The organism is Arthrobacter sp. alpha11c (assembly GCF_054149985.1).
This window is the reverse complement of record NZ_CP196747.1, coordinates 4281765-4302149: the sequence shown is the minus strand read 5'-3', so window position 1 is coordinate 4302149 and position 20385 is coordinate 4281765. Positions and strand designations below refer to the sequence as shown.

The 20385-nt window shown below is 62.8% G+C and carries 14 protein-coding genes; 8 read left to right on the top strand and 6 right to left on the bottom strand.

Annotation, left to right across the window (positions count from 1 at the left end):
* The first annotated feature begins 25 nt into the window (after window positions 1-25).
* A complete protein-coding gene (locus tag ACTAQJ_RS19995; protein WP_498698783.1) occupies window positions 26-3466 on the top strand; it encodes a DEAD/DEAH box helicase in 3441 nt (1146 codons plus the stop codon).
* Window positions 3467-3475: 9 nt separating this feature from the next.
* On the opposite strand, the gene ACTAQJ_RS19990 is transcribed toward ACTAQJ_RS19995, so the two are convergent.
* Both ACTAQJ_RS19990 and ACTAQJ_RS19985 read right to left on the bottom strand, forming a co-directional pair.
* Entirely contained in the window at window positions 3476-4654 is a 1179-nt protein-coding gene (locus tag ACTAQJ_RS19990) for an MFS transporter (RefSeq protein ID WP_498698780.1), read from the bottom strand.
* The gene (locus ACTAQJ_RS19985; RefSeq protein WP_498698778.1) at window positions 4651-5316 is read right to left on the bottom strand and encodes a GntR family transcriptional regulator; all 666 of its coding nucleotides are present in this window, start codon (window positions 5314-5316) and stop codon (window positions 4651-4653) included. Before ACTAQJ_RS19985 ends, ACTAQJ_RS19990 begins: the two co-directional genes overlap by 4 nt.
* 289 nt (window positions 5317-5605) lie before the next feature.
* Here ACTAQJ_RS19985 and ACTAQJ_RS19980 point away from each other — a divergent pair, with 289 nt between their 5' ends.
* Together ACTAQJ_RS19980 and ACTAQJ_RS19975 are read left to right on the top strand one after the other, a co-directional pair.
* Window positions 5606-6967 carry a glycoside hydrolase gene (locus ACTAQJ_RS19980; RefSeq protein ID WP_498698777.1) on the top strand — a complete coding sequence of 454 codons (1362 nt, stop codon included), beginning with the start codon at window positions 5606-5608 and terminating at the stop codon, window positions 6965-6967.
* A 634-nt stretch (window positions 6968-7601) separates the two neighbouring features.
* Complete coding sequence (locus ACTAQJ_RS19975; RefSeq protein ID WP_498702232.1) at window positions 7602-9128, top strand: discoidin domain-containing protein; 1527 nt, start codon at window positions 7602-7604, stop codon at window positions 9126-9128.
* A gap of 148 nt (window positions 9129-9276) precedes the next feature.
* On the opposite strand, the gene ACTAQJ_RS19970 is transcribed toward ACTAQJ_RS19975, so the two are convergent.
* The 4 genes from ACTAQJ_RS19970 to ACTAQJ_RS19955 form a co-directional block, all read right to left on the bottom strand.
* On the bottom strand, window positions 9277-10077 hold the full coding sequence (locus ACTAQJ_RS19970; RefSeq protein ID WP_498698775.1) for a GNAT family N-acetyltransferase: 801 nt from the start codon (window positions 10075-10077) through the stop codon (window positions 9277-9279).
* A gap of 83 nt (window positions 10078-10160) precedes the next feature.
* The gene (locus tag ACTAQJ_RS19965) at window positions 10161-12059 is read right to left on the bottom strand and encodes a DUF2264 domain-containing protein (protein WP_498698774.1); all 1899 of its coding nucleotides are present in this window, start codon (window positions 12057-12059) and stop codon (window positions 10161-10163) included.
* On the bottom strand, window positions 12059-13210 hold the full coding sequence (locus ACTAQJ_RS19960) for a LacI family DNA-binding transcriptional regulator (RefSeq protein WP_498698770.1): 1152 nt from the start codon (window positions 13208-13210) through the stop codon (window positions 12059-12061). Before ACTAQJ_RS19960 ends, ACTAQJ_RS19965 begins: the two co-directional genes overlap by 1 nt.
* Entirely contained in the window at window positions 13203-15161 is a 1959-nt protein-coding gene (locus ACTAQJ_RS19955) for a heparinase II/III family protein (RefSeq protein WP_498698768.1), read from the bottom strand. Before ACTAQJ_RS19955 ends, ACTAQJ_RS19960 begins: the two co-directional genes overlap by 8 nt.
* Window positions 15162-15324: 163 nt before the next feature.
* Here ACTAQJ_RS19955 and ACTAQJ_RS19950 point away from each other — a divergent pair, with 163 nt between their 5' ends.
* The 5 genes from ACTAQJ_RS19950 to ACTAQJ_RS19930 are packed head-to-tail and all read left to right on the top strand — an operon-like array spanning window position 15325 to window position 20249.
* Entirely contained in the window at window positions 15325-16338 is a 1014-nt protein-coding gene (locus ACTAQJ_RS19950) for a hydroxyacid dehydrogenase (RefSeq protein WP_498698764.1), read from the top strand.
* A 59-nt stretch (window positions 16339-16397) separates the two neighbouring features.
* Window positions 16398-17678 (top strand): ABC transporter substrate-binding protein, encoded by a 1281-nt coding sequence (locus tag ACTAQJ_RS19945; protein ID WP_498698762.1) that lies wholly within the window; start codon window positions 16398-16400, stop codon window positions 17676-17678.
* Between the two features lie 8 nt (window positions 17679-17686).
* Window positions 17687-18613 (top strand): carbohydrate ABC transporter permease, encoded by a 927-nt coding sequence (locus ACTAQJ_RS19940; protein WP_498698760.1) that lies wholly within the window; start codon window positions 17687-17689, stop codon window positions 18611-18613.
* Entirely contained in the window at window positions 18613-19554 is a 942-nt protein-coding gene (locus tag ACTAQJ_RS19935; protein ID WP_498698758.1) for a carbohydrate ABC transporter permease, read from the top strand. The genes ACTAQJ_RS19940 and ACTAQJ_RS19935 overlap by 1 nt, the downstream gene beginning before the upstream one ends.
* Entirely contained in the window at window positions 19551-20249 is a 699-nt protein-coding gene (locus ACTAQJ_RS19930; protein WP_498698756.1) for a DUF624 domain-containing protein, read from the top strand. The genes ACTAQJ_RS19935 and ACTAQJ_RS19930 overlap by 4 nt, the downstream gene beginning before the upstream one ends.
* The last annotated feature ends 136 nt before the right edge of the window (window positions 20250-20385 follow it).

The window sequence follows — 20385 nt, the reverse complement described above, 5'->3', positions numbered from 1 at the left end:
CCTCCTGCCGAAAGTAGCCCGACGCATGCCGTCCCACACAGACGAAACCTGGGAACTGGCCATTCAGACTCCTGCCATTAACGACCGCTCCTTGGCGGCCGGATTGGCCTATGCCATGGGCAGCCGCGTGAGCGGAATTTCTTTCGATTCGGCCACCGGCCTCTTGCTTGGCAAGGTCCGCGGCACTGGGCCGCAACCATATTCGACGTCGGCCAAGCTGGTTCGCAAGCCCAGCGGCTGGAGCTGCACAGTGGGTATTTGCAGCTGCCCTGTCCGCAAGGATTGCAAGCATGTGGCCGCGTTGCTTTTCACCGCTGAAGACCACCCCACTATCCGCGCCCAGCTCCTGTCCCAGGCACCCGGGATCCAGACCTCGCGCCTTGGTTCCTCCGAGCAGGGCGGATCCGCGCGGCCGGCCTGGGAGCAAGCCCTCAACAGGCTGATCGCGAAGCCGGGCACTGCGCCGAGCACGGCCGGCATTCCGCTCGCCCTGCAGTTCGAGGTTGAAGAACCGGCCGCCCACTTCTCCTACACAGGCCGCCGCGACCCCATGCGCAGTGTCCGGCAACTCAAGGCGCGGCCCGTGATGATGGGCGCCAAGGGCAAATGGATCCGCGGGGACGTTTCCTGGAACAACCTCAGCTACGTCAGTTTCCGCCGGGAATTCAATGAGGCACACGTCGAGTGGCTTCAGACTTTCCTCGCTGCCCATGGTTCCAGTAATGGTCGCCAGCAACCGTCGGGCGCCATGTGGTTGAGCCTGAATGATTTCGCTGCCAAGAACCTCTGGACCCTGCTCGCCGACGCCACTAAAGCCGGCATTCCGCTCATTCACGCCGCTGGTAGCGAGCCTGTCCACGTCGAGACCCAACCGGCCGTCGTCGGACTCAGTTTGGCGCGCCTTGAAGCGCTGGGCGGCAAAGACGGGAAGCAAACGCCCGACGGCGGCCTGCAGCTTGCGCCGTCGGTGACGGTAGGCGGCGAGCAGATTGATGCCGGAACCGTGGGCTTCATAGGCAAGCCCGCGTACGGGATCTTCTTCACGCATTCCGGCGCCGAAGCCCTGCCCGGGGTGCCGCAGCAGAACAATCTGATTACGCTCGCGCCGATTGAGGGCGGTATCAGTGATGAACTGCTCGAGTTTGTGACCGAGGGCGAGACGCTTCTGATTCCGGCCGAAGACGAGAGCCGGTTCCTGACCTCGTTCTACCCGAAGCTGCGGCAGTCTACTCCCGTCAAGGCCGCGGATGAATCCGTGGAACTGCCAACTCTGGCGGTCCCCACGCTCTCCCTGCTCGCCAATTACGGCACCGATCACAAGGTCCGGCTGCACTGGGAGTGGCACTACAAGTCCGGCACGTTGGTCACCGCGCAGCCCTTGTGGCGGCACCCGGATGATCGTGGCTACCGCGATGACATTGAGGAAGCCCGGATCCTGGATTCGATCGGCAGGCCGTGGGACGTGGTTCCGGCGTTGGCGGAATCAGCTACCGGCGGCTGGGGCGCTCCGCGGCTCGCGGCCTCGGCTGAGCTTTCCGGGCTGGACACGCTGGCTTTCACTGAGGAGATCCTGCCGGCGCTCAAGGACCTGCCGGACGTCGTGGTCGAAACCTCTGGCGACATCGCTGATTACCGCGAAGCCGCCGAGGCTCCCGTTGTCTCCATCTCCACGAAGGAAACGGCTAGCGGCGACTGGTTCGATCTCGGCATCGTCATCACCCTCGAAGGCGAACCGGTCTCGTTCGCCGCCGTGTTCTCGGCTCTCGCTGCCGGAATGAGCCGCATGCTGTTGCCCAGCGGCGCCTACTTCTCCCTGGACCTGCCTGAGCTGCACCAACTGCGCGCACTGATCGACGAAGCCAGGTCCCTGCAGGACAACCCGGACAACAAGGACGGCACCCTGCAGATCAGCCGTTTCCAGGCCGGGCTCTGGGATGAGCTCGCCCAGCTGGGGATCGTTGACGAGCAGGCGGCCGCATGGCGAGAGGCAGTGGGCGGACTGCTCGACGACGGCGTGACCGGGCTGCCGCTGCCTGCAGGCCTTAACGCTGAGCTGCGTCCGTATCAGCTTGAAGGTTTCAACTGGCTCAGCTTCCTGTTCAAGCACAGCCTGGGTGGCGTGCTGGCCGATGACATGGGCCTGGGTAAGACTGTGCAGGCGATCGCTCTGATCTGTGCGGCCAAGGAGTTGGCTGCTGCAGCTGCTACGGCTGATTCCTCAACGCGCGCTCCTTTCTTGGTGGTGGCCCCCACCAGCGTGGTGAGCAACTGGGCCGCGGAAGCGCAACGCTTCGCGCCCGGGCTTGTGGTACGGACCGTTGGTGAAACCTTTGCCAAGAGCGGGCTGTCACCTGTCGACGCGTTGGCGGGCGCCGACGTCGTTATTACGTCCTATGCGCTGTTCCGCATTGATTACGATGCCTACGCATCGTTCCAGTGGGCCGGCCTGATGCTGGACGAGGCGCAGTTCGTGAAGAACCACCAATCCAAGGCATACCAGTGCGCGCGCAAGCTGCCGGCCCGTTTCAAACTGGCCATCACGGGCACTCCGCTGGAGAACAACCTCATGGAGTTCTGGGCGCTGACGTCGATCGTGGCGCCTGGCCTGTTCCCGAGTCCCAAGCGGTTCGCGGAGAACTACCAGAAGCCGGTGGAGAAGAACGGCGACTCGGCGCAGCTGGCCAAGCTCCGGCGTCGCGTTCGTCCGCTGATGATGCGCCGCACCAAAGAGCAGGTCATCAAGGACCTGCCGCCAAAGCAGGAACAGGTCCTGGAAGTGGTGCTCAACCCGCGGCACCAGAAGGTTTACCAGACGCACCTGCAGCGCGAACGCCAGAAGATCCTGGGCCTGATCGACGACGTCAACAAGAACCGTTTCACGATCTTCCAGTCCTTGACGTTGCTCCGCCAGCTGAGTTTGGATGCGTCGTTGGTGGATTCGTCGTTGTCAGGGGTGCGCTCGTCGAAGCTCGATGTGCTGTTTGAGCAGCTTGAGGACCTCATTTCCGAGGGACACAGGGCTCTGATCTTCAGCCAGTTCACGGGATTCCTGGGCAAGGTGCGTGAGCGTTTGGATGCCGAGGGCGTGGAATACTGCTACCTCGACGGCAGCACCAGGAACCGCGGCGACGTGGTGAGCGAGTTCAAGAACGGCGCCGCTCCGGTGTTCCTGATTTCGCTGAAGGCCGGTGGCTTCGGGCTCAATCTCACTGAGGCGGATTACGTGTTCCTGCTGGACCCGTGGTGGAACCCGGCGTCAGAGGCACAGGCCGTGGACCGTACCCACCGCATCGGACAGGCCCGCAACGTCATGGTCTACCGGCTGGTTGCGAAGGACACCATCGAAGAGAAGGTCATGGCGCTGAAGGCCAAGAAGTCGCAGCTGTTCGCGGATGTGATGGAAGGCGATGCGCTGGCTGGTGGCTCGTTGACGGCGGATGACCTGGCGGCGCTGTTCGCCGAGTAGTCGCCCAGGTCAGTCGTCCAGCCGCACCCCTCGCAGCAACAGCATCGTTCCGCCAACGGCCACTGCGGAAGCCAGGAACACGCCCGCCGCGCCAAGCCCTACAGCTACAACGCCGATCACGCTGGGCAGGACCACTTGGCCAACCCTGTTTCCGGCCAACCTCAAGGCCAGCGCACGTCCGCGTTGGCCTTCGGGCGCCTGGGCTGACAGCCAGGACATGGTCAGTGGCTGGCCGATTCCCAGGCCGAGGCCAAGGAACGCCATGACGACGAAGAGCAACCACATGGGCATCGGAATAGCCGCGACTGCCAGTGCCACAGTAGAAACCGCAAGGCTCAAGACCAGCAGCCTCATCCGTCCCAGCTTCCGGGACATGCTGCCAAGCCCCAGCCGGGAAACCATGGACAACACCGCGCGGACAGTCAGCATCAGACCAACCGTTGCCGCACTCAGGCCCCGTTCAGCGCCAAGGGCTGGCAAATAGACGACGGTAAGGTCCACCACTGCCAGAACGGTGGCGCTGGTGGACAACGCCCGAACCACGCCAGGGGTTTTGAGCAGTGCCATGGCGCCGCCCTTGGCACCAGCGGATCCCTTGGACATACGCCTTCTCCGGCTGACCTTCGACGAGACCACAAAAGTAGTCACGAAGAGCACCAAGCTCATGGCCGTTGCGAGAAGGAAGATCGCGTTCGTATCCGGTCGGACTGAGGCGCCGCCCACCAAGGAAATCGCCAACGGTCCAAGTGCCTGGCCCAACGATGCGGCGAACGTCAGATATCCGAAGGCGGAGTCCAACCGCGCCGACTCTGCATTGTTCGCGACCACCGCCTGCTGCCCCACCACACAAGCGAGCTGCCCGGCGCCAAGAAGCGCTGTTCCAGCCACCAGCGCGGGAACTGTCGTTCCGAAGAACAACAGAAAAGCAGAACATCCCAGCACGACGGCGGACCCGATCGCCATGAGCCGACGCTCACCAAGGCGGTCCACCAGTCCGCCGATCGGCAGCGCGAGGAGAAGCGGGAAGACTGCGTAACTGGCAGCGAGAAGACCGAGGGCAAACCCCGGGACATCGAGTTCCAAGGCCCTATAGCTGGTTGCTGGCCGCACCAGGAAGGTGACGGCCTGGATGAGGGCCGAGTGGATCAGAAGTGCAATGGACGAACGTCGCCCCAGTTCGCCAATCATTCGCTCACGAGGCCAGCTCCGGAAATGGCGCGCAGCGTCTCATCCCGGGCTGCGATGACGTGGTCAAACGCGATTTTCGCTGCCGTGTCTGGTTTCTTCGAGGCGATGGCTTCCACCAGTACTCGATGATCGGCAAGAGCCTGTTCCCTGCGGTCAGGGGAGTTGTTGGTGAAATGCCGGTAGCGCTCAACCTGGCTTGAGATCTGGTCGTGGAAGCGTTGAGCCCACGAGTTCCCGGCGATAGCTGCGATGGTAGCGTGCAAGGTCACGCCATACCTCATAGCTTCATCAGCGAATCCCACCATGGCTGCATTTCGTTCGAGGATCCCCTGTAACTTCTCGATGTCGTCCACTGTCGCCTTGGCACACGCTTCGCGGGCCATCAACGATTCCAGGGCAGCCCTCACATCGTACAGCTCGGAAATTGCCGTCTCATCCAGCAACGGAACCACTACTCCCCCGGTAGCTTGCTGCTCCAGGAGGCTCTCGGAAATCAGGCGCCGGATAGCTTCCCTCAGCGGAGTGCGGCTCACTTGTAGGGCAGTGGCCATCGCCGGCTCGTAGATGCGCTCGCCTGGTTTGAGCTCCAGGCTGAGGATGCGACGTTTGAGCTCGTTATAAACGAGATGCGCACCTGTGTTCCGTGGTTGTGGATCTGCCATGCCGCTGCCTCAGCTCGAAGTGTGTGTACTTGTATTCATCTATACAGATGGTGGGAATCGTTCGCAAGGCCAGAAGCAACGCGGGGTCACTTTTGGCCCCTTCCGCGGCGAAACATGGGCCACAAGTGACCCCGCGTTGCTTGAATGCAGGTGACCACTTCTGACCAACCGCGATCGAGCCTGTTCGAGTGCCTTGTTGCCACTTCAAGAGCCTCATAGTGTCGGCTTGCCCGGCGTTCCCGGAAGCCGGGCCAATCACCCGAGACAACCCCGACGATGAGGTCCACCCATGGCGTTTACCGCGCGAAGAATCCGAAGGCCAGTGGCTGTGCTGGCGGCAGCTGTCACTGCCGCAGCGAGCCTTGCACTCATGCCCGCAACAGCACCGAAAGCAACAGCCGACGATGCAACAGCCGTAACCATCACCCCAAACCCCGCTAGCCGGGGCAAAGCCTTTGAAGGGTGGGGAACCAGTCTGGTGTGGTTCGCGAATGCGACGGCGGGTTACTCCCCCGAGCTGCGTGAGGAGCTGTACCAGAAGGTCTTCGGTGAGGAGGGCCTTAACCTCAACATCGCCCGTTACAACGTGGGCGGCGGCAACGCCTCGGACGTAGCCAACTATCTCAACGATGGCAGCGCTGTGGAGGGATGGTGGAATCCGGTCACTGACACGCAGGCCGGCCAGGCGCCGTCGAACCTTTACAACCCCGACGGGACAGTCGACCAAACCCAAGCCAACAAGCTCGCGTTCCTGAACCAGTGGAACCCGGATGACCCCGCGTCGTACAACCCCGACGCCGACCAGAACCAACGGTGGTGGGTGGAGCGCCTCGCCGCCGACCAACAAATCACCCACTGGGAGGCCTTCAGCAACTCCCCGCCCTGGTTCATGACCAAGAGCGGCTACGTATCCGGCCAGGTCAACACCAGCAAGGGCGAAAACCTGTTGCCCGAAGCTGAAGGTAAGTTCGCCGCCTACATGAGGCACGCCGTCGAACTTCTCGAAAAGGGCAGCGGTATCAAGGTAGACACCATTGATCCGTTCAACGAGCCGAACTCCGGCTACTGGGGCACGGACATCAACGCCGCAACCGGCAAACCGCCCACGACGTACACGCAAAAGCAGGAGGGTGCGCTGATCTACCCTGCCGCCCAGGATCGCGTCACCAAACTCCTGGCCGCCGAGCTGGAGAAGGGCGGTACGGATGCCGTCATCTCCGCGATGGACGAGACGGATCCCACCAAGTTCATGACCAACTGGAACGGCTACAGCCAAGAGGCCAAGGACGCGGTGGGGCAACTTCAATGTCCACACCTACGGGACCAACGACCGCCGCCGGGTCCGCGACCTCGCCAACTCCACGGACAAGCCGCTGTGGATGAGCGAAGTGGGCGGGTTCTGGACGGGCAACCCGGCCCTCGGCGACTCCACCAGCGGTTGGGACCGCTCCAACATCACGAACGGCCTGGGCATAGCGGGGCGCATGGTCAACGACCTCCGCGAACTCGAACCGGACGCCTGGGTCTTCTGGCAGCCCGTGGAGGACACGTACAAACAAGAGAAGGCGGACAAGGGTTGGGGTTCCATCTACGTCGACTTCGACTGCAACTACGAGGGCCGGGAGGGCTTCTCCAACCGCCGGCTCAATGACGGGGCCACTCAGGAACAAGCCAAGTGCAAGGTCCTGACCAACCAGAAGTACAACACCACCCGCAACTTCACGCACTACATCCGCCCTGGCGACTTCCTCATCCAGAACGACAATGCCAAGACCGCCAGCGCCCTCCGAGCGGACGGCAACGGTGCCAACCTTGTTCACTTCAATGACACCCCGACGCCGGAAAAGGTCACCATCGATCTGAGCCGCTTCGGCAGCATCGCGCCGGGAGCAAAGGTGACGCCTGTGGTCACTACCAAGTCCCCGCTGGACGACATCGAAAAGAACGCGCTCGTAGAAGGTGCGCCTGTCGCGATCGACACCGCAGCCAAGTCCGCCACGCTTGAGGTTCCTGCCGCATCGGTGGTGACGTTCGTCGTCGACGGCGTGAGTGGAGTTTCGGACGACGCCGCGCCGGTGCAGGACGGCCATAGCTATCACCTCACGGGCGAGGCAAGCGGCAAGTACCTGACGGCTCGTGCGGACGGAGCTGCGTCGATCGAGGAACTGGGCGCCGACGCTGCGGGCGTGGCTCCGCAGATCTGGACGTTCAACGCAGTGAACGCTGAGGACGAGTTTGCGAATGATCGCCGTTGGGTTCTTACGAACAAGGATGGCCTGGTGCTGATGGGCAATGGTGGTGTGCTGAATGGGAGCCAGTCGGGCGCCGCATCTCTTGCTTCCCTCACCTTGGAGCAAGCCAAGGCGACTCCTTCTGCACAGTGGATAGTGACCACGGAAAACGGCAAGCAGTGGTCACTTGTGAACGCTGGCGCAGCAATTGCCCTGCAGGTTTCGGGCAATCAGACAGCGGTTGGAACGTCTGTGGCATTGGCCTCTTCCTCAGGAACCACAGCTACAGCAACTGGAAACCCGCACCAGTCCTGGGCCTTCACGGACATCGCGCACTTGAAACTTCTGGGCACCCAGCCCGTGGAGCTCAGCACGCTCACCGGCGTCGCACCTGTCCTCCCCAGCACGGTGACTCCGCTGTACAAGGCTGGCCCGGGTAAGCCGCTCGCCGTCACGTGGTCCGATGTAGATCCAGCGGTGTGGCAGAAGGAAGGAAAGGTTGTACTCCGCGGTTCGGGTGTTGATCCCTATGGCCAGACGTTCAGTGATGCTCTTTTGACGGTGACCGTGGGGCAGTACGTAGCAACGGATCCGGCGTCTGTGACTGTTGGTATCGGCTCCACTTTGGCCTCGGTACAAGCCGCCGCACCGGCCACGGTCCCCGGGCAGATCGCTGACGGTCCTGCCCGCAATCCCCTGCCCGTGGCGTGGGACTGGTCTTCGTTGGATGCCTCAGCGCTGCAGTCAGTTGGTTCAGTGACCGTGGCGGGTAAAGCCGGCTCCCTGTCCGCGACCCTCACCGTCGTGGTGGTGGACCGTGTTCCGAGCAGCAACATCTGCAAGGACGACCCCACCACGGCAGCAACCGCCAGCTACACAGAAGGCTCCTACATCGCCAAGAACACCTGCGACGCCAATGCCTCGACGCGCTGGTCCAACTGGGTGAGCGGTGGCCGCAATGGCGACAGCCTGAGCTACGCGTTCAGCCGCGACTACACCGTTTCCTCTGTGGCCGTGACGTCTGCCGAAAAGGCGGCGCAGAGCCTCAAGATCCAGTACCAGGACGCTGCTGGCATGTGGAAGGATACGTCGGCGGGAACCATCACGGGACTCTCGACGACGGCGCCGGTGACCGTCCGCTTCGACCCCGTGACCACACGTGGGATCAGGGTTTCGTTCGTGACAACGGGTTCATACACGAAGGTGGCCGAGGTGGCCATCGCTGGGTCGCGTTTGGCTGATGCCGGGCTCGCGGACCTTGGCCGACTCCTTGTGAACCAAGCCTCGGTAGTCGGATTCACTCCGGCAACCACCGACTACCGGGTGTTGTCGACGTCGGCGACTCCCGCCGTCGTCGGCTACCCGCTGGACACGAACGCCAAGGTGACCGTCCAGCAGCCCACAGCTGACAACCCGACGGCGGTGGTCACCGTGACGGCGCCCGACGGGACAACGAAGGAGTACCGCGTGACTGTCTCTACCGGCAAGGATGCCTGCAAGAACAGTGGATGGAAGACGAGTCCATCGCCGGTGTTCGGTGACCAGGGGCAGTGCGTGACCTACTTCGCCGAGCGGAAGTAGGGTCCCTGAGCTAGCAGAGGCCCCTCGGGATTTGAGGCCTGAGGGGCCTTGCTCGTGCCTTGCATTATGAAAAACGAACACTTGCAGGGCGCTAATTGTTATTTGTGCTCTTAAATAGCAATAAGCACGTAGGAGTTAGGCGGATTCCTCAGCCACGCGCCCAGCGGTACGGGCTGGTCGTCGAGACCTTGAGCAGTCCGGAGCGCTCCAGAATTGGGCGCGAGAATTCGGTGGAGTCGCTGTGGATGAGCGTCTTACCCTTGGCGAGCGCGGACTGGGCACGGCGTGCTGTCAGCGCTCGGTAAATCCCGCGGCCGCGCCATTCTTCGCGGGTCGCACCGCCCCAAATCCCGGCAAAGTCGGTGCCGGGGACGGGTTCCAACCGGCCGGCGCTGACGATCTGCCCGTCAGCTTCCGCGACCCACAACTCCATGCTCTCGTCCAGAGAGAGCCGGCGCAGCAGGGCGTCAGCCATCTCATCTGAAACCGGCTCGCCGAACACTTCGTCCTGCATGGCGCTCATCGCCCGGACGTCGGCCTCGTCCGTCACTTGCCGCAGCGTCACGCCGTCGGGAAGTGGAATGTCGACGCTCAACGCCCGGGCTTCGCCGATCATGATCGATTCCGGCGGATCCGGGGTGAAGCCGTTGTCCAGCAATGCCTCGTGTAATCCGGGAGCATGATCGTGGCCACGGGTTTTCCATTCGACCTTGGTGATTTCAGGTTTTCGTTCGAAGTAGGTGAGAGCTTCGGCAACAAGGCCTCGGATACTTGCTTCGTCCTTGCCGCCGAGATCCCGGTACGTGATGAACCCGCGTCCGCCAAGGAACGTCGCCAGATTGAGGGGGCCATGCTTAGTGACCTCTAATGCGCTGGGAGTCTCCGCATCGGTACGAAGCTGCTGATCATAGGCGGCGAGGAGCCGGGCCTTCGTCTCGACTTGAGTCATTCCGCGAGCCTACTGCAACCTGGCGAGTCGCCCGGTTCGATGGCTAGCTGCGCACCATGCCGGGCGCAACGTCGAGTGGGCGGCTACGCGTCGAAATGGGCGAGCCGCTCGAGGGATATGGACGTGCCGTCGGTGAACTCGAACCGGCGACCGCCCTCGGCAACGTACGTGACACCGTCATCCTCCCAAGCACCTCCCTCACCGGCGAGAATCACGACGGCGGCGTAGTCGCCGTCGTGCGCGGTGCCCGAGGTTCCCACCCACGGAATGGTGAGTTCCGAACCCATCGGGTGCGCGCCGGAGCGAACGAACGTGCCGGAAGCATCCAACGTGAAGCCAAACCCAGGAACCGCCCGCACAGAACTCACTACGGAAGACGCAGCATCCACCGGCCACCCGCCGATCCGCAGCGAAGCCCCCGAACCAGAAGCACCCCGCACGCGAACCAGCCGAAGCTCCGCAGCCCCGTGCGTCGCCGAAACTACCGTGACGTGCGGCCCTGGAGTCGCAGTTCCGGCCACCCCGCTGCCGTGGTCCGGGCCGGCGTCGGGATCGGGTTCGATCCAATGGGCAGTGAACCGGGAAGCGCCCACCTGGACTCCGCCCTCGGAAAACGAACCAACGTACTCAAACCCGGTCCGATGCGTCAGCCGGCCCGAGGAATCAACGAACGTCACCGCGTTGTCCACGGACTCGGCGGAGAGGTCGGGGAACGTGTGCGTCGAGTAACCGATCCGGGCATACAGAGGACTGTCCGCAACCAAAGCCCCAACCACAGCGTGATCGGTCGCGTGGTTCCGGATCCGAACCACCCCGTCGGAAACAGTTCCGTCCACTTGCCAGCCGGGGGCGGCAATGATGCGCTGGGTGTCGGAAACCTCAACAGGCAAGGGAGCTTCTACCGCAGTCCACGCAGGGTGATCAGCCGGAAGCGCCAACCCGAGCATCCCCTTCGCAGCCCAGTACGGCGATCCGGCGCCGGAGTACGCCTGCTTCATCCCCGCAAACTCGCCGTGCCAGCCGATGGACAAGAGCCCATCTTCAGTGATGGACCCGTGCCGGGCAAAGTAGTCAAGCATTCCTGACGCTGCCCGGCGCGCCAACCCCGGCTGCAGACGCGTGTGCCCGGACAACTCCCCCGCCCAGAACGGCGCCGCGGCTGCGAACCGGTAAATCAAACTTCGGCCTTGAATCAAAGGAGCCCCATTGGAGCCCACCAGGTAAGAAGCGTCATCCAGGAAATCAGCCAGCCGGTCGCCGTCGAGCTTCTTGCGTGCGGAAACCCGGGGATCGGAAGGTGCCATCAGAGCCCACAGCTGCGGGTACACCTGGAAAGCCCAGCCGACGTAGTGGTCGTATGCGCGCTCCGGTCCATCAGCAAACCAGCCGCCGCCACGGTAGAGCGAGTCGTGGACGGCGAGTCCGGCGTCGATGTCTTCGTCCGAGTATCGCCCGCCAACAGAAGCCAGGAACGTCTCCACCACAATCTGGAACCACACCCAGTTGATGGGCGGATAGTCCTCGCCGATCACGGTCTCGAACCAGGCGATCAGCTGCTCCTGCACGCGCTGCGGGAGCTTGTCCCACAGCACGTCGCGGGTCAGTGCCAGGCCAACCGCCAACGACGCCGCTTCTACCTTCGCCTGCCCCAGCTCACCTGGCGTCGGCCAGCGGTCGGGATTCGCGGGGTTGGTTCCGGCGTCGAGCCCCTCGGCGTACCACTCGGCGATCCAGCCGGTGTTGGCAGGATCCCCGGCAATTCGGAACGAAGCCAGCAGGAAGGTCCGGGCGAAGGCTTCCAGGGAATCACTGCGCGGGCCGTAGCGGCTATTGGCGCCCGGAAGGTGAATGTTGGCGTGGTCCTCAGTCCCAAACCGGTGGGCCGAGCGCAGCAAGTAATCCGCATAAGCGCACCAGTGATCGCGGGCCAAGCCGGTAAAAGGGGACAATGCAAAGTCCAGTGGAGGCAGCACAAGAGCCATCAGAGCGAATCCTCCAGCAGGACATCAGTCCGGACGCGCGGAGCACCCACGGACGATTCCCGCACGATCAGTTCGGGGTTCAGGTCAATTCGATGCACTGGGCGCATCCTTCCTTCGGCCAGGCGGGCAGCCATGAGCTGCACAGCAACCTTGCCGACGTAGCTTTTGGGGGGCCGCACCGCTGAGATCGCAGGCTCGGCAAGGTAGGCCACTTCGTCGTCGTATCCCACGATCGCCATGCTGCCGGGAACGTCCACGCCCCGATCCACGCAATGCTGCACGAACGCCACAGCTTGGGTATCCGAGTGCACCAACATGGCGGTGGTCCCCGAGGAACGGCAGAGCTCCAGGACTCGGTCAAAGTGTTTGGCGCGGTCGCCATTGTCCATCTTGGCCGAATCCTCCTGGATGGACTTGTCGAGCGGGATCTTCAGCGCGGCAAGGGCTTGCTTCCATCCGCGAACCACGTGCGGGCTGGTGGGACTGGTGGAATCCGTGAGGCAGCCGATCATCCTGTGCCCCTCCTGCCACAGATGCCGCACGGCCATACCGGCCCCGAAGGCATGATCGGTCGCCACCCATTCAAGGCGGTGGGCCGGGATCTCCGACGGTGCACGCCGCTCGGTCAGGATCACGGGGATGGGCAAAGCATTGAGCCAGCGCAGCAACTCCTTGCCTTGCTCGCCGCTCATGTCAGGCGCCACGATCAGCCCATCAATGTTCTGGGTGTCCAGCAGAGCCTGGACTTGGCGACGGTTATCGGCAGCATCGTAGGCTGAGCCGCGAACCAGAATCCGGAGGTTCTGCAGTTCAGCCTCGCCACGGGCACCGCTGATGACCTGGGGCCAGTAGTAGTCGAGTGAGGGAACCACCATGCCGATGGAATAGCTGTTGGCGGACGGCCTCCCCACTGCCGCGGAACGGTCCAGCGGGCTGGGTAGCGTGGCGCCGCCGTGCACGCGGGAAACGAGTCCTTCGTCGGCCAGGATGTTCACGTCGCGCCGGATGGTCAGTTCGCTGACACCGAGCTTCGAGGCGATGTCGCGGACCGTGATGGCACCGTGGGCGCGCAGTTCCTCCATCAACCGTTCCCGCCGTTGCAACGAAAACAGCGACTTACCGCCGCCCTCGGGACTTGTTTCGTTAGTCATTGATGGCCTCCACAGTGAGGGTGAATGCGCCGGAAGCGCGGGTTTCGGCGGGCATGCGGAACCGCAGTCGCGTTAGCTTTTCGCCCCAAAGGCCGCTGAGGAGCGGATCGTCGAGGTCCCATTCGTCCACGAGTACGACGGCGGTTGCCGGCTTCCAGCGGAGGTGTACTCCCCTGGTGGTTTCAACAGCCGGAATGCCGTCGGGCGTGACTGTCGCCGTCGCGTCATGACCCAAGCGAACGGTGCCGGCCACGAGGTAGGTGATGTCGACGTCGGGCGTTCCCTCCGCTGGCGCTGGCGGCAGGTTCCAACGGTCATCTATCACCACGGTTCCAAGTTCCCGGTTCAGCAAGGAGGTCCGGATCCACTGCTCGGCGTGGTCCAGGCCGTAGGCGGAGCCAAGGCCGAGTGCGAGTGCCGGCTCCTCGGGAGTGGGTTCTTGGAGAACTGTAGCGGCGAAGGACGAACCGGTCCCTTGCTCCAGGCCGAACGGCGCCGGAACGTTGTGCCAGGCACTTTGCATGGCGCGGATCTGATAGCGGTCGGGGCTGAACGTCTGCGCGGTGTAGGTGGGCTGGCCGGCATCGACCAGCAAGGGGACCCCGTCCACGGCAACCACCACAGATCCGACGTCGCGGTGGTTGTGGTGCTCGCCGTTATGCCCGCCCTTGGCCGCGAGTGTCAGCCCGTCTGTGGTGCCGGGAGTTTGCCGCGCAATCATGATCTGGACGGAAGGAAGGTACGTCCCCCAACCAGGTCGCAGCTGTGCGCGTTTTGAGGGCTCAAAACGCGCTGTGCTGCTACTTAGTCGGGCAAGGGAGGTGAGGACGCGGCCTAGTCCAGCCCACGGTTCGGGTTCGGGTTCGACGGCGGCAAAGGTTGCGGCGTGCTGGGCTGCTTCGGAGGCACCGAGTCGCACGGCCCAACGGTGCAGCATGTCCCACGGGAGGCCTGAGGGCGCGCGGGCAGGACCATCGGCGACATTCAGGAACCAACGATGACCCAGGTGCATGCGGTGTGGGAACGCGACGAGTTCGCGGATCACAGGCAGGTCCACGTTGAGCATTCCGTCGGTAGCTTGCTCCAGGACAGCGAGGCCTTCCAGGGCGCGCCCAGCCCCGTTCCACCAATAGGCGAAGCCTTCGTCAATGGCGCCGTCGGCAGGAATCGAGGCAAGGAAACGGTCAAGGCCTTCGATGCACCGGGCGACAGTTTGAGCCTGCACTTCCGGATCATCTACCAGCAACAGCGCGGCCACAATGATGTTCGAGTGGATCCAGGGATTCCAGTTGTGGACGTCCCCGTTAAGGCCCAGCCAATGCCAGTCAAGCCTGTCCAGGAAGGGGCGGATCACCCTTTCGTTGGCCTCCAGGCGGATGCGTTTCCGCAGCCCCGGAGCACGTTCATCCAGCTGCTCACCAAGCACCAGATCCAGCCACGCGAGCTGGGCAGCTACCTCACCGGCGCCCAGGTCCAGATAAGGGCGCCAGCGGTCAGGAACCACATCGCCAGTGCGGGTAAAAACATCGTCGTGGGCGGCCCAGCTCCACGAACTCTGCTCACAGAGGAGGTAGGCGCCGTCTATCACTTCATCAAGCCACCCGGCCTGGTCCGAGCCCTCCACCGCAGCCATCACGACGGCGCGCGTCAGCCGCCGCTGCCGGCTCGCCACGAGTTCTTCGTAGGCCGTCCGGTTGCCGTCGCGAAAATAGCGCGCGTAGTGGGACACGAGCGGTTGGGGCCAGGGAGTGCCCTTCTCCGTCTCTGCCTGGGTGCGCAGCTTCGTGAGCGGGCGTGCAGCAACGCGCTGCCATCCGGCGTCGGACGCTGGACGAACGGTGAGCCGATCGCGGCAGCCGCGAAGCGATTCAACCAGGGGCGCAGCCTCAGCCTGGGAGCCCCACGAAGTGAGCAATGGTTGCGCATGGACGGCGTCGGTGCCGATTGCCATAGGAATTCTTCTCTCATTTGTTCGAGTCTGAACGTTTAAGATCAAGCTCGATTGAGTTGAATGAACTGTCTTGTTCATGAGTATGTACTGATTATTAGATGTGATGCAACACATAAATAACCGGTCGAACAGGCCGGCTGAAATCCGAAGGGAGGATCCCTCAATGTCGCTCAAGCCCCAGGCAATGCTGGTCATGAATAGCGGAACCTTTGCTGATCAGTTCGATTCCACGCGACTGGAGCGGCTGGCTGGACTGGTCGATCTTGGTGACGAACCCTGGACAGATTCCTTGGACGCACCCGAACTTGCGGGCCGCTTGGAGGAGGTGGAAATCCTCCTCACCAGTTGGGGAGTGCCACAGCTCAACGCTGAGCGTTTGGAACGTATGCCCAAGCTCAGGGCAGTCTTCCACTGTGCAGGAACAGTGCGCAGCTTCGTCAGCGAGGAACTCTGGGATCGCGGCATCACCGTCACCAACGGCGCCGACGCCAACGCCATCCCGGTTGCGGAGTTCACCTTCGCCTCGATCGTCCTTGCAGGCAAAAAAGCCCACGTCCTGGCCAACGATGCCCGCACATTCCGGGAGGACTGGAGCTACATCAGCGAGCGTGGCGAGCTGGGCAATATCGGCCGCGTAGTGGGCGTGATCGGATTTTCACGCATCGGACGGTGGGTGGTCCAACTGGTCCAACAACTCCAGGATGTCACCTGCCTGGTGAGTGATCCGTACGCCGAGCCTTCGGAGGTGGCTGCAGCGGGAGGGAAACTGGTCACGCTTGAAGAACTCCTGCCGGTATCTGACGTGGTCACCATCCACGCACCCGCGCTCCCGGAAACCCGCCACATGATCAGCACGGCCCAGCTCACAGCCATGAAAGACCACTCGACGCTCATCAACACGGCACGCGGGTCACTGGTTGACACCGCAGCCCTCGAGAAGGAGTGCGCCACCGGTCGAATCACGGCTCTCCTTGACGTCACGGAACCCGAGCCGCTGCCGGCCGGATCCGCCCTGTACGACCTTCCCAACGTGATCATCACCCCGCACATCGCTGGTTCGCTCGGGACTGAAACCCGGCGGATGTCCGATGCCGCACTGGATGACCTTGAACGGTACCTCGCCGGCAAGGACCTCCTGGCCCAAGTAGTCCACGCGGACCTCGGCCTCAGCGCCTAGGCCCAAGCACAAAGAAGCCGCAATTGCGGCAGACTTAAACCCTTAGTAAGGAGAACGCAATGAAGCGCACAACCCTCGCCGCAATCGCCCTTGCGGTGACTGCAGGGCTCGGACTCACCGGCTGCGCCGGCGCTGCCGGTCCCGCCGAACCGCAGGCAGCCGAAGGCAAGACCAGGTTGACCATCTCGGTCTGGAACTACGAGGGCACCCCGGAGTTCAAGGCCCTGTTTGACGGCTATGAGGCCGCGCATCCCAACGTGGACATTGAACCCGTGGACATCCTGGCTGATGACTACCCCCAGAAAGTCACCACCATGCTTGCTGGTGGCGACACCACTGATGTGCTCACCATGAAGAACGTGATCGATTACTCCCGCTACGCCAACAACGGCCAGCTGCAGGAGATCAACAGCGTGGTGGACAAGGTGGGCAAGGACAACCTGGCCAGCATCGATGCCTTCGATATTGGCGGAAAGTACTTTGCAGCCCCCTACCGCCAGGACTTCTGGCTCTTGTACTACAACAAGGACCTGTTCAAGGCTGCCGGCATCGAAGAGCCCAAGAACCTGACCTGGGACAAGTACACCGAGATCGCCAAGAAACTCACCACCGAGGCCGGCGGCAAGAAGACTTACGGCACGTATCACCACGTCTGGCGTTCAGTGGTCCAGGCCATCGCAGCAGCCCAGAACGGTGCTGACCAGAACAGCGGCGACTACGGCTTCATGGAGGATCAGTACAACACCGCGCTGGACCTGCAGAAGTCCGGCGCGGTGTTGGACTTCGGCACTGCCAAGAGCCAGAAGACCAGCTACCGCACCATGTTCGAAACCGGCCAGGCCGCCATGATGCCCATGGGCACCTGGTACACCGCGGGCATCCTGCAGGCCAAGAAGGACGGCAAGACCACCGTCAACTGGGGCTTGGCTCCGCTGCCGCAGAAGAACGACGACGGCAAGGTCACCACGTTCGGTTCGCCCACGGCCTTCGCCGTGAACAAGAACGCCAGCCACTCCGATGAGGCCAAGAAGTTCATCGAGTGGGCTGCCGGAGAAGAAGGCGCCAAGGCCATCTCCAAGATCGGTGTTGTGCCGGCCCTGCAGAAGGAGTCCGTCACCGCTGAGTACTTCAAGCTGGAGGGCCTGCCCACGGACGAGCTCTCCAAGAAGGCCTTCGCTCCGGACGAGACCGCCCTGGAGATGCCCGTCAGCGACAAGTCTGCCGCTACGGACAAGATCCTCAACCAGGAGCACGACCTCATCATGGTCGGCGAGCGCACCGTCGCTGATGGCATCGCCGAGATGGGCAAGCGCGTCAAGAGTGAAGTCCTCGGCCAGTAAGAACCATCATGACTACAGAAACAATCACCCAGGCGCCTACACCCGTGCACAGCCGCGGCAACAGGAAGCAAGCCAGGCGTAACACGCTGATCGGCTGGACGTTCATCCTTCCGAACTTCCTTGGCTTCCTGGCCTTCACCCTCATTCCAGTCGTGGCCGCTTTTGCGCTCTCCTTCATGGAATGGACCTCGTTCAGCGCACCCAAGTGGGTGGGCCTGGCCAACTTCCAGCGCATGTTCGCCAGCGACTCCTTCTGGATCGCCCTGCGGAACACCGTTGTCTACGCACTCGGTCATGTCCCGCTCACCATGGCCCTCGCTCTCATCCTCGCGATGCTCCTGAACCGCAAGCTCAAGGGCATCGGTTTCTTCCGGGTAGCGATCTTCTTTCCCTACATCACGTCTCTGGTGGCTGTAGCGGTGGTCTGGAATATGCTCTTCAGCCCGGACAGCGGCCCCATCAACCAGTTCCTCGGCGCCATCGGCATCGCCAACCCGCCGGGCTGGACGTCCAGCTCCGACTGGGCCCTGCCAGCTGTAATCATCACCAGCGTGTGGCGCGACATGGGCTACTACATGGTCCTGTACTTGGCTGGCCTGCAGGCGATCCCCACCGAGCTTTACGAAGCCGCCGAAGTGGACGGCGCCAGCGCCTGGCAGCGTTTCTGGAACGTCACGATCCCGTCGCTGCGGCCCACCACGTTCTTTGTGGTGGTCATGCTGACTGTCTCCAGCTTCAAGGTGTTCGACCTGATCGTGGTCATGACCAACGGTGGCCCCGGACGCTCCACCACGGTGCTGTCCCAGCTGATCTACCAGGAGGGCATCGGCGAAGGTAAGTTCGGCTACTCCTCGGCCATTTCGCTGGTCCTGTTCATCATCGTGCTGACGGTTACCGTCCTGCAGTTCAAGATCCAGCAGCGGAGGGAACGCTGATGACCAACATGGCCGAAGACCTCAAAGCCACTCATTTAAGGGACGCCGCTCCGCTCCCGAACGGCGCAGCTACCGCGGAAGACCGCCGTCGTACTGACCGCAAGCGCTCCCCGCGCGAGCAGAAGAAGCGGACCGCGAACATCGTGATCTACGGCGTCCTGGTGGTCCTGGTGGCGGCGCTCATGGTGCCGTTCATCTGGATGCTTTCCTCGTCGTTGAAGGAGAACAACCAGGTCCTCACGGTCCCCATCCAATGGATTCCGCAGGAGTTCGTGTGGAGCAATTACACGGACATCTGGACCCGTATCCCCATGATGGGCTACCTGCAGAACTCGCTGTACCTTGCCGTGATCATCACCTGCCTGCAGGTCCTCACGGGCTCGCTGGCTGCCTACGGTTTCTCGAAGGTCCGCTTCCCGGGCCGCGACGTCCTGTTCCTTGCCTACATCGGCACAATCGCCGTTCCGTGGCAGGCCTACATGGTGCCGCAGTACATCATGATGCAGCAGCTGGGCCTGACGAACAGCTTCAACGCCCTCATTCTCTTGCAGGCGTTCGGTGCGTTCGGGGTGTTCCTGATGCGCCAGTACTACATGACCATCCCGGACGAGCTCTGTGAAGCCGCCCGCATCGATGGCCTCAGCGAATACGGCATCTGGGCACGCGTGATCTTGCCCCTGTCCAAGCCGGCCCTCGCAAGCCTGGCACTGCTGACCTTCGTCAACACGTGGAACGACTACATGGGCCCGTTCATCTACCTCACGTCCAACCGCCTCTGGACTGTCCAGCTGGGCCTGCGTTCCTTCGTTGGCCAGTTCGACGCCGAGTACGCCATGATCATGACCGGCTCGGTGATCTCCGTGATCCCGATCCTCATCATCTTCCTGATCGGCCAGCGCTACTTCATCCAGGGCATCGCGACGAGCGGGATGAAAGGATGAGTGCTGTGGCGGGGCACAAGCGACGCCGGTGGGCCGGGCTTGGATTCGAAACCTTCGGGAGCATCTTCGGGTTCATCTACACGTTCCTGGCCGGCAACATCCTGCTCGCCGTGGCCAACGCGCCGCTGGTGCTCAGCCTCGCCCTGGTGGCGGACCCCGCGGCCGCCTGGCCCTTCTTCCTGGCGCTTTCGGTCACTATTGCGCCATCCCTCGCCGGCATCTTCGCGTCCTTCCGCGCATTGAACGACGACGGCGGCGCGGTCAAGCCGGTGGCTGCTTTCCTTCAGGGATACAAGCGCAGTTTTGGCAGGACTGCCATGCTGGGCCTGGGCGCTGTTGCCATGCTGATGTTCCTCGGTGTGGATCTGGCCGTCGTCCAGAGCATGCCCGAAATGGGGATGCTCGTGCCGCTGATCGTCGTAGTAGCCGCCCTCACGGTGAGCCTTACCGCCACGGCGATTGCCGGCGTCGTGCTTCTGCCCGAGGCGAGGATGAAAAGCATCCTGAAGGCATCGCTCTATCTGGCCGTGCAGCGCTGGTATCTGAGCCTGGCCATGCTGGTCCTGCTGGGAATCATTGCCTCTGCAGCGGTGCTTCAGCCTGTTCTGGGGACGGCGTTGGCGCCTGCTCCGCTGCTGTTCGTGATCTGGAGCAACGCTTCATTCGCCTTCCACGCGGTGCTGCGCGAGGCGTAGCCCAGGGCGCGGCAGCGTGCCCGCCCTCCCGATGTTCTCTCACATCCTGACGTCTTTTCCCGAACCTTCTCTCACATCATGTGAGAGAAGGTTCCGGTTTAAGGGGTGTGATGTGAGAGAACATCCGGGGTTGTAG

Coding starts and splice junctions, on each gene's coding strand:
- ACTAQJ_RS19995 (WP_498698783.1), top strand. CDS start 26: ATGCCGTCCCACACAGACGAAACCTGGGAACTGGCCATTCAGACTCCT.
- ACTAQJ_RS19990 (WP_498698780.1), bottom strand. CDS start 4,654: ATGATTGGCGAACTGGGGCGACGTTCGTCCATTGCACTTCTGATCCAC.
- ACTAQJ_RS19985 (WP_498698778.1), bottom strand. CDS start 5,316: ATGGCAGATCCACAACCACGGAACACAGGTGCGCATCTCGTTTATAAC.
- ACTAQJ_RS19980 (WP_498698777.1), top strand. CDS start 5,606: ATGGCGTTTACCGCGCGAAGAATCCGAAGGCCAGTGGCTGTGCTGGCG.
- ACTAQJ_RS19975 (WP_498702232.1), top strand. CDS start 7,602: ATGGGCAATGGTGGTGTGCTGAATGGGAGCCAGTCGGGCGCCGCATCT.
- ACTAQJ_RS19970 (WP_498698775.1), bottom strand. CDS start 10,077: ATGACTCAAGTCGAGACGAAGGCCCGGCTCCTCGCCGCCTATGATCAG.
- ACTAQJ_RS19965 (WP_498698774.1), bottom strand. CDS start 12,059: ATGGCTCTTGTGCTGCCTCCACTGGACTTTGCATTGTCCCCTTTTACC.
- ACTAQJ_RS19960 (WP_498698770.1), bottom strand. CDS start 13,210: ATGACTAACGAAACAAGTCCCGAGGGCGGCGGTAAGTCGCTGTTTTCG.
- ACTAQJ_RS19955 (WP_498698768.1), bottom strand. CDS start 15,161: ATGGCAATCGGCACCGACGCCGTCCATGCGCAACCATTGCTCACTTCG.
- ACTAQJ_RS19950 (WP_498698764.1), top strand. CDS start 15,325: ATGTCGCTCAAGCCCCAGGCAATGCTGGTCATGAATAGCGGAACCTTT.
- ACTAQJ_RS19945 (WP_498698762.1), top strand. CDS start 16,398: ATGAAGCGCACAACCCTCGCCGCAATCGCCCTTGCGGTGACTGCAGGG.
- ACTAQJ_RS19940 (WP_498698760.1), top strand. CDS start 17,687: ATGACTACAGAAACAATCACCCAGGCGCCTACACCCGTGCACAGCCGC.
- ACTAQJ_RS19935 (WP_498698758.1), top strand. CDS start 18,613: ATGACCAACATGGCCGAAGACCTCAAAGCCACTCATTTAAGGGACGCC.
- ACTAQJ_RS19930 (WP_498698756.1), top strand. CDS start 19,551: ATGAGTGCTGTGGCGGGGCACAAGCGACGCCGGTGGGCCGGGCTTGGA.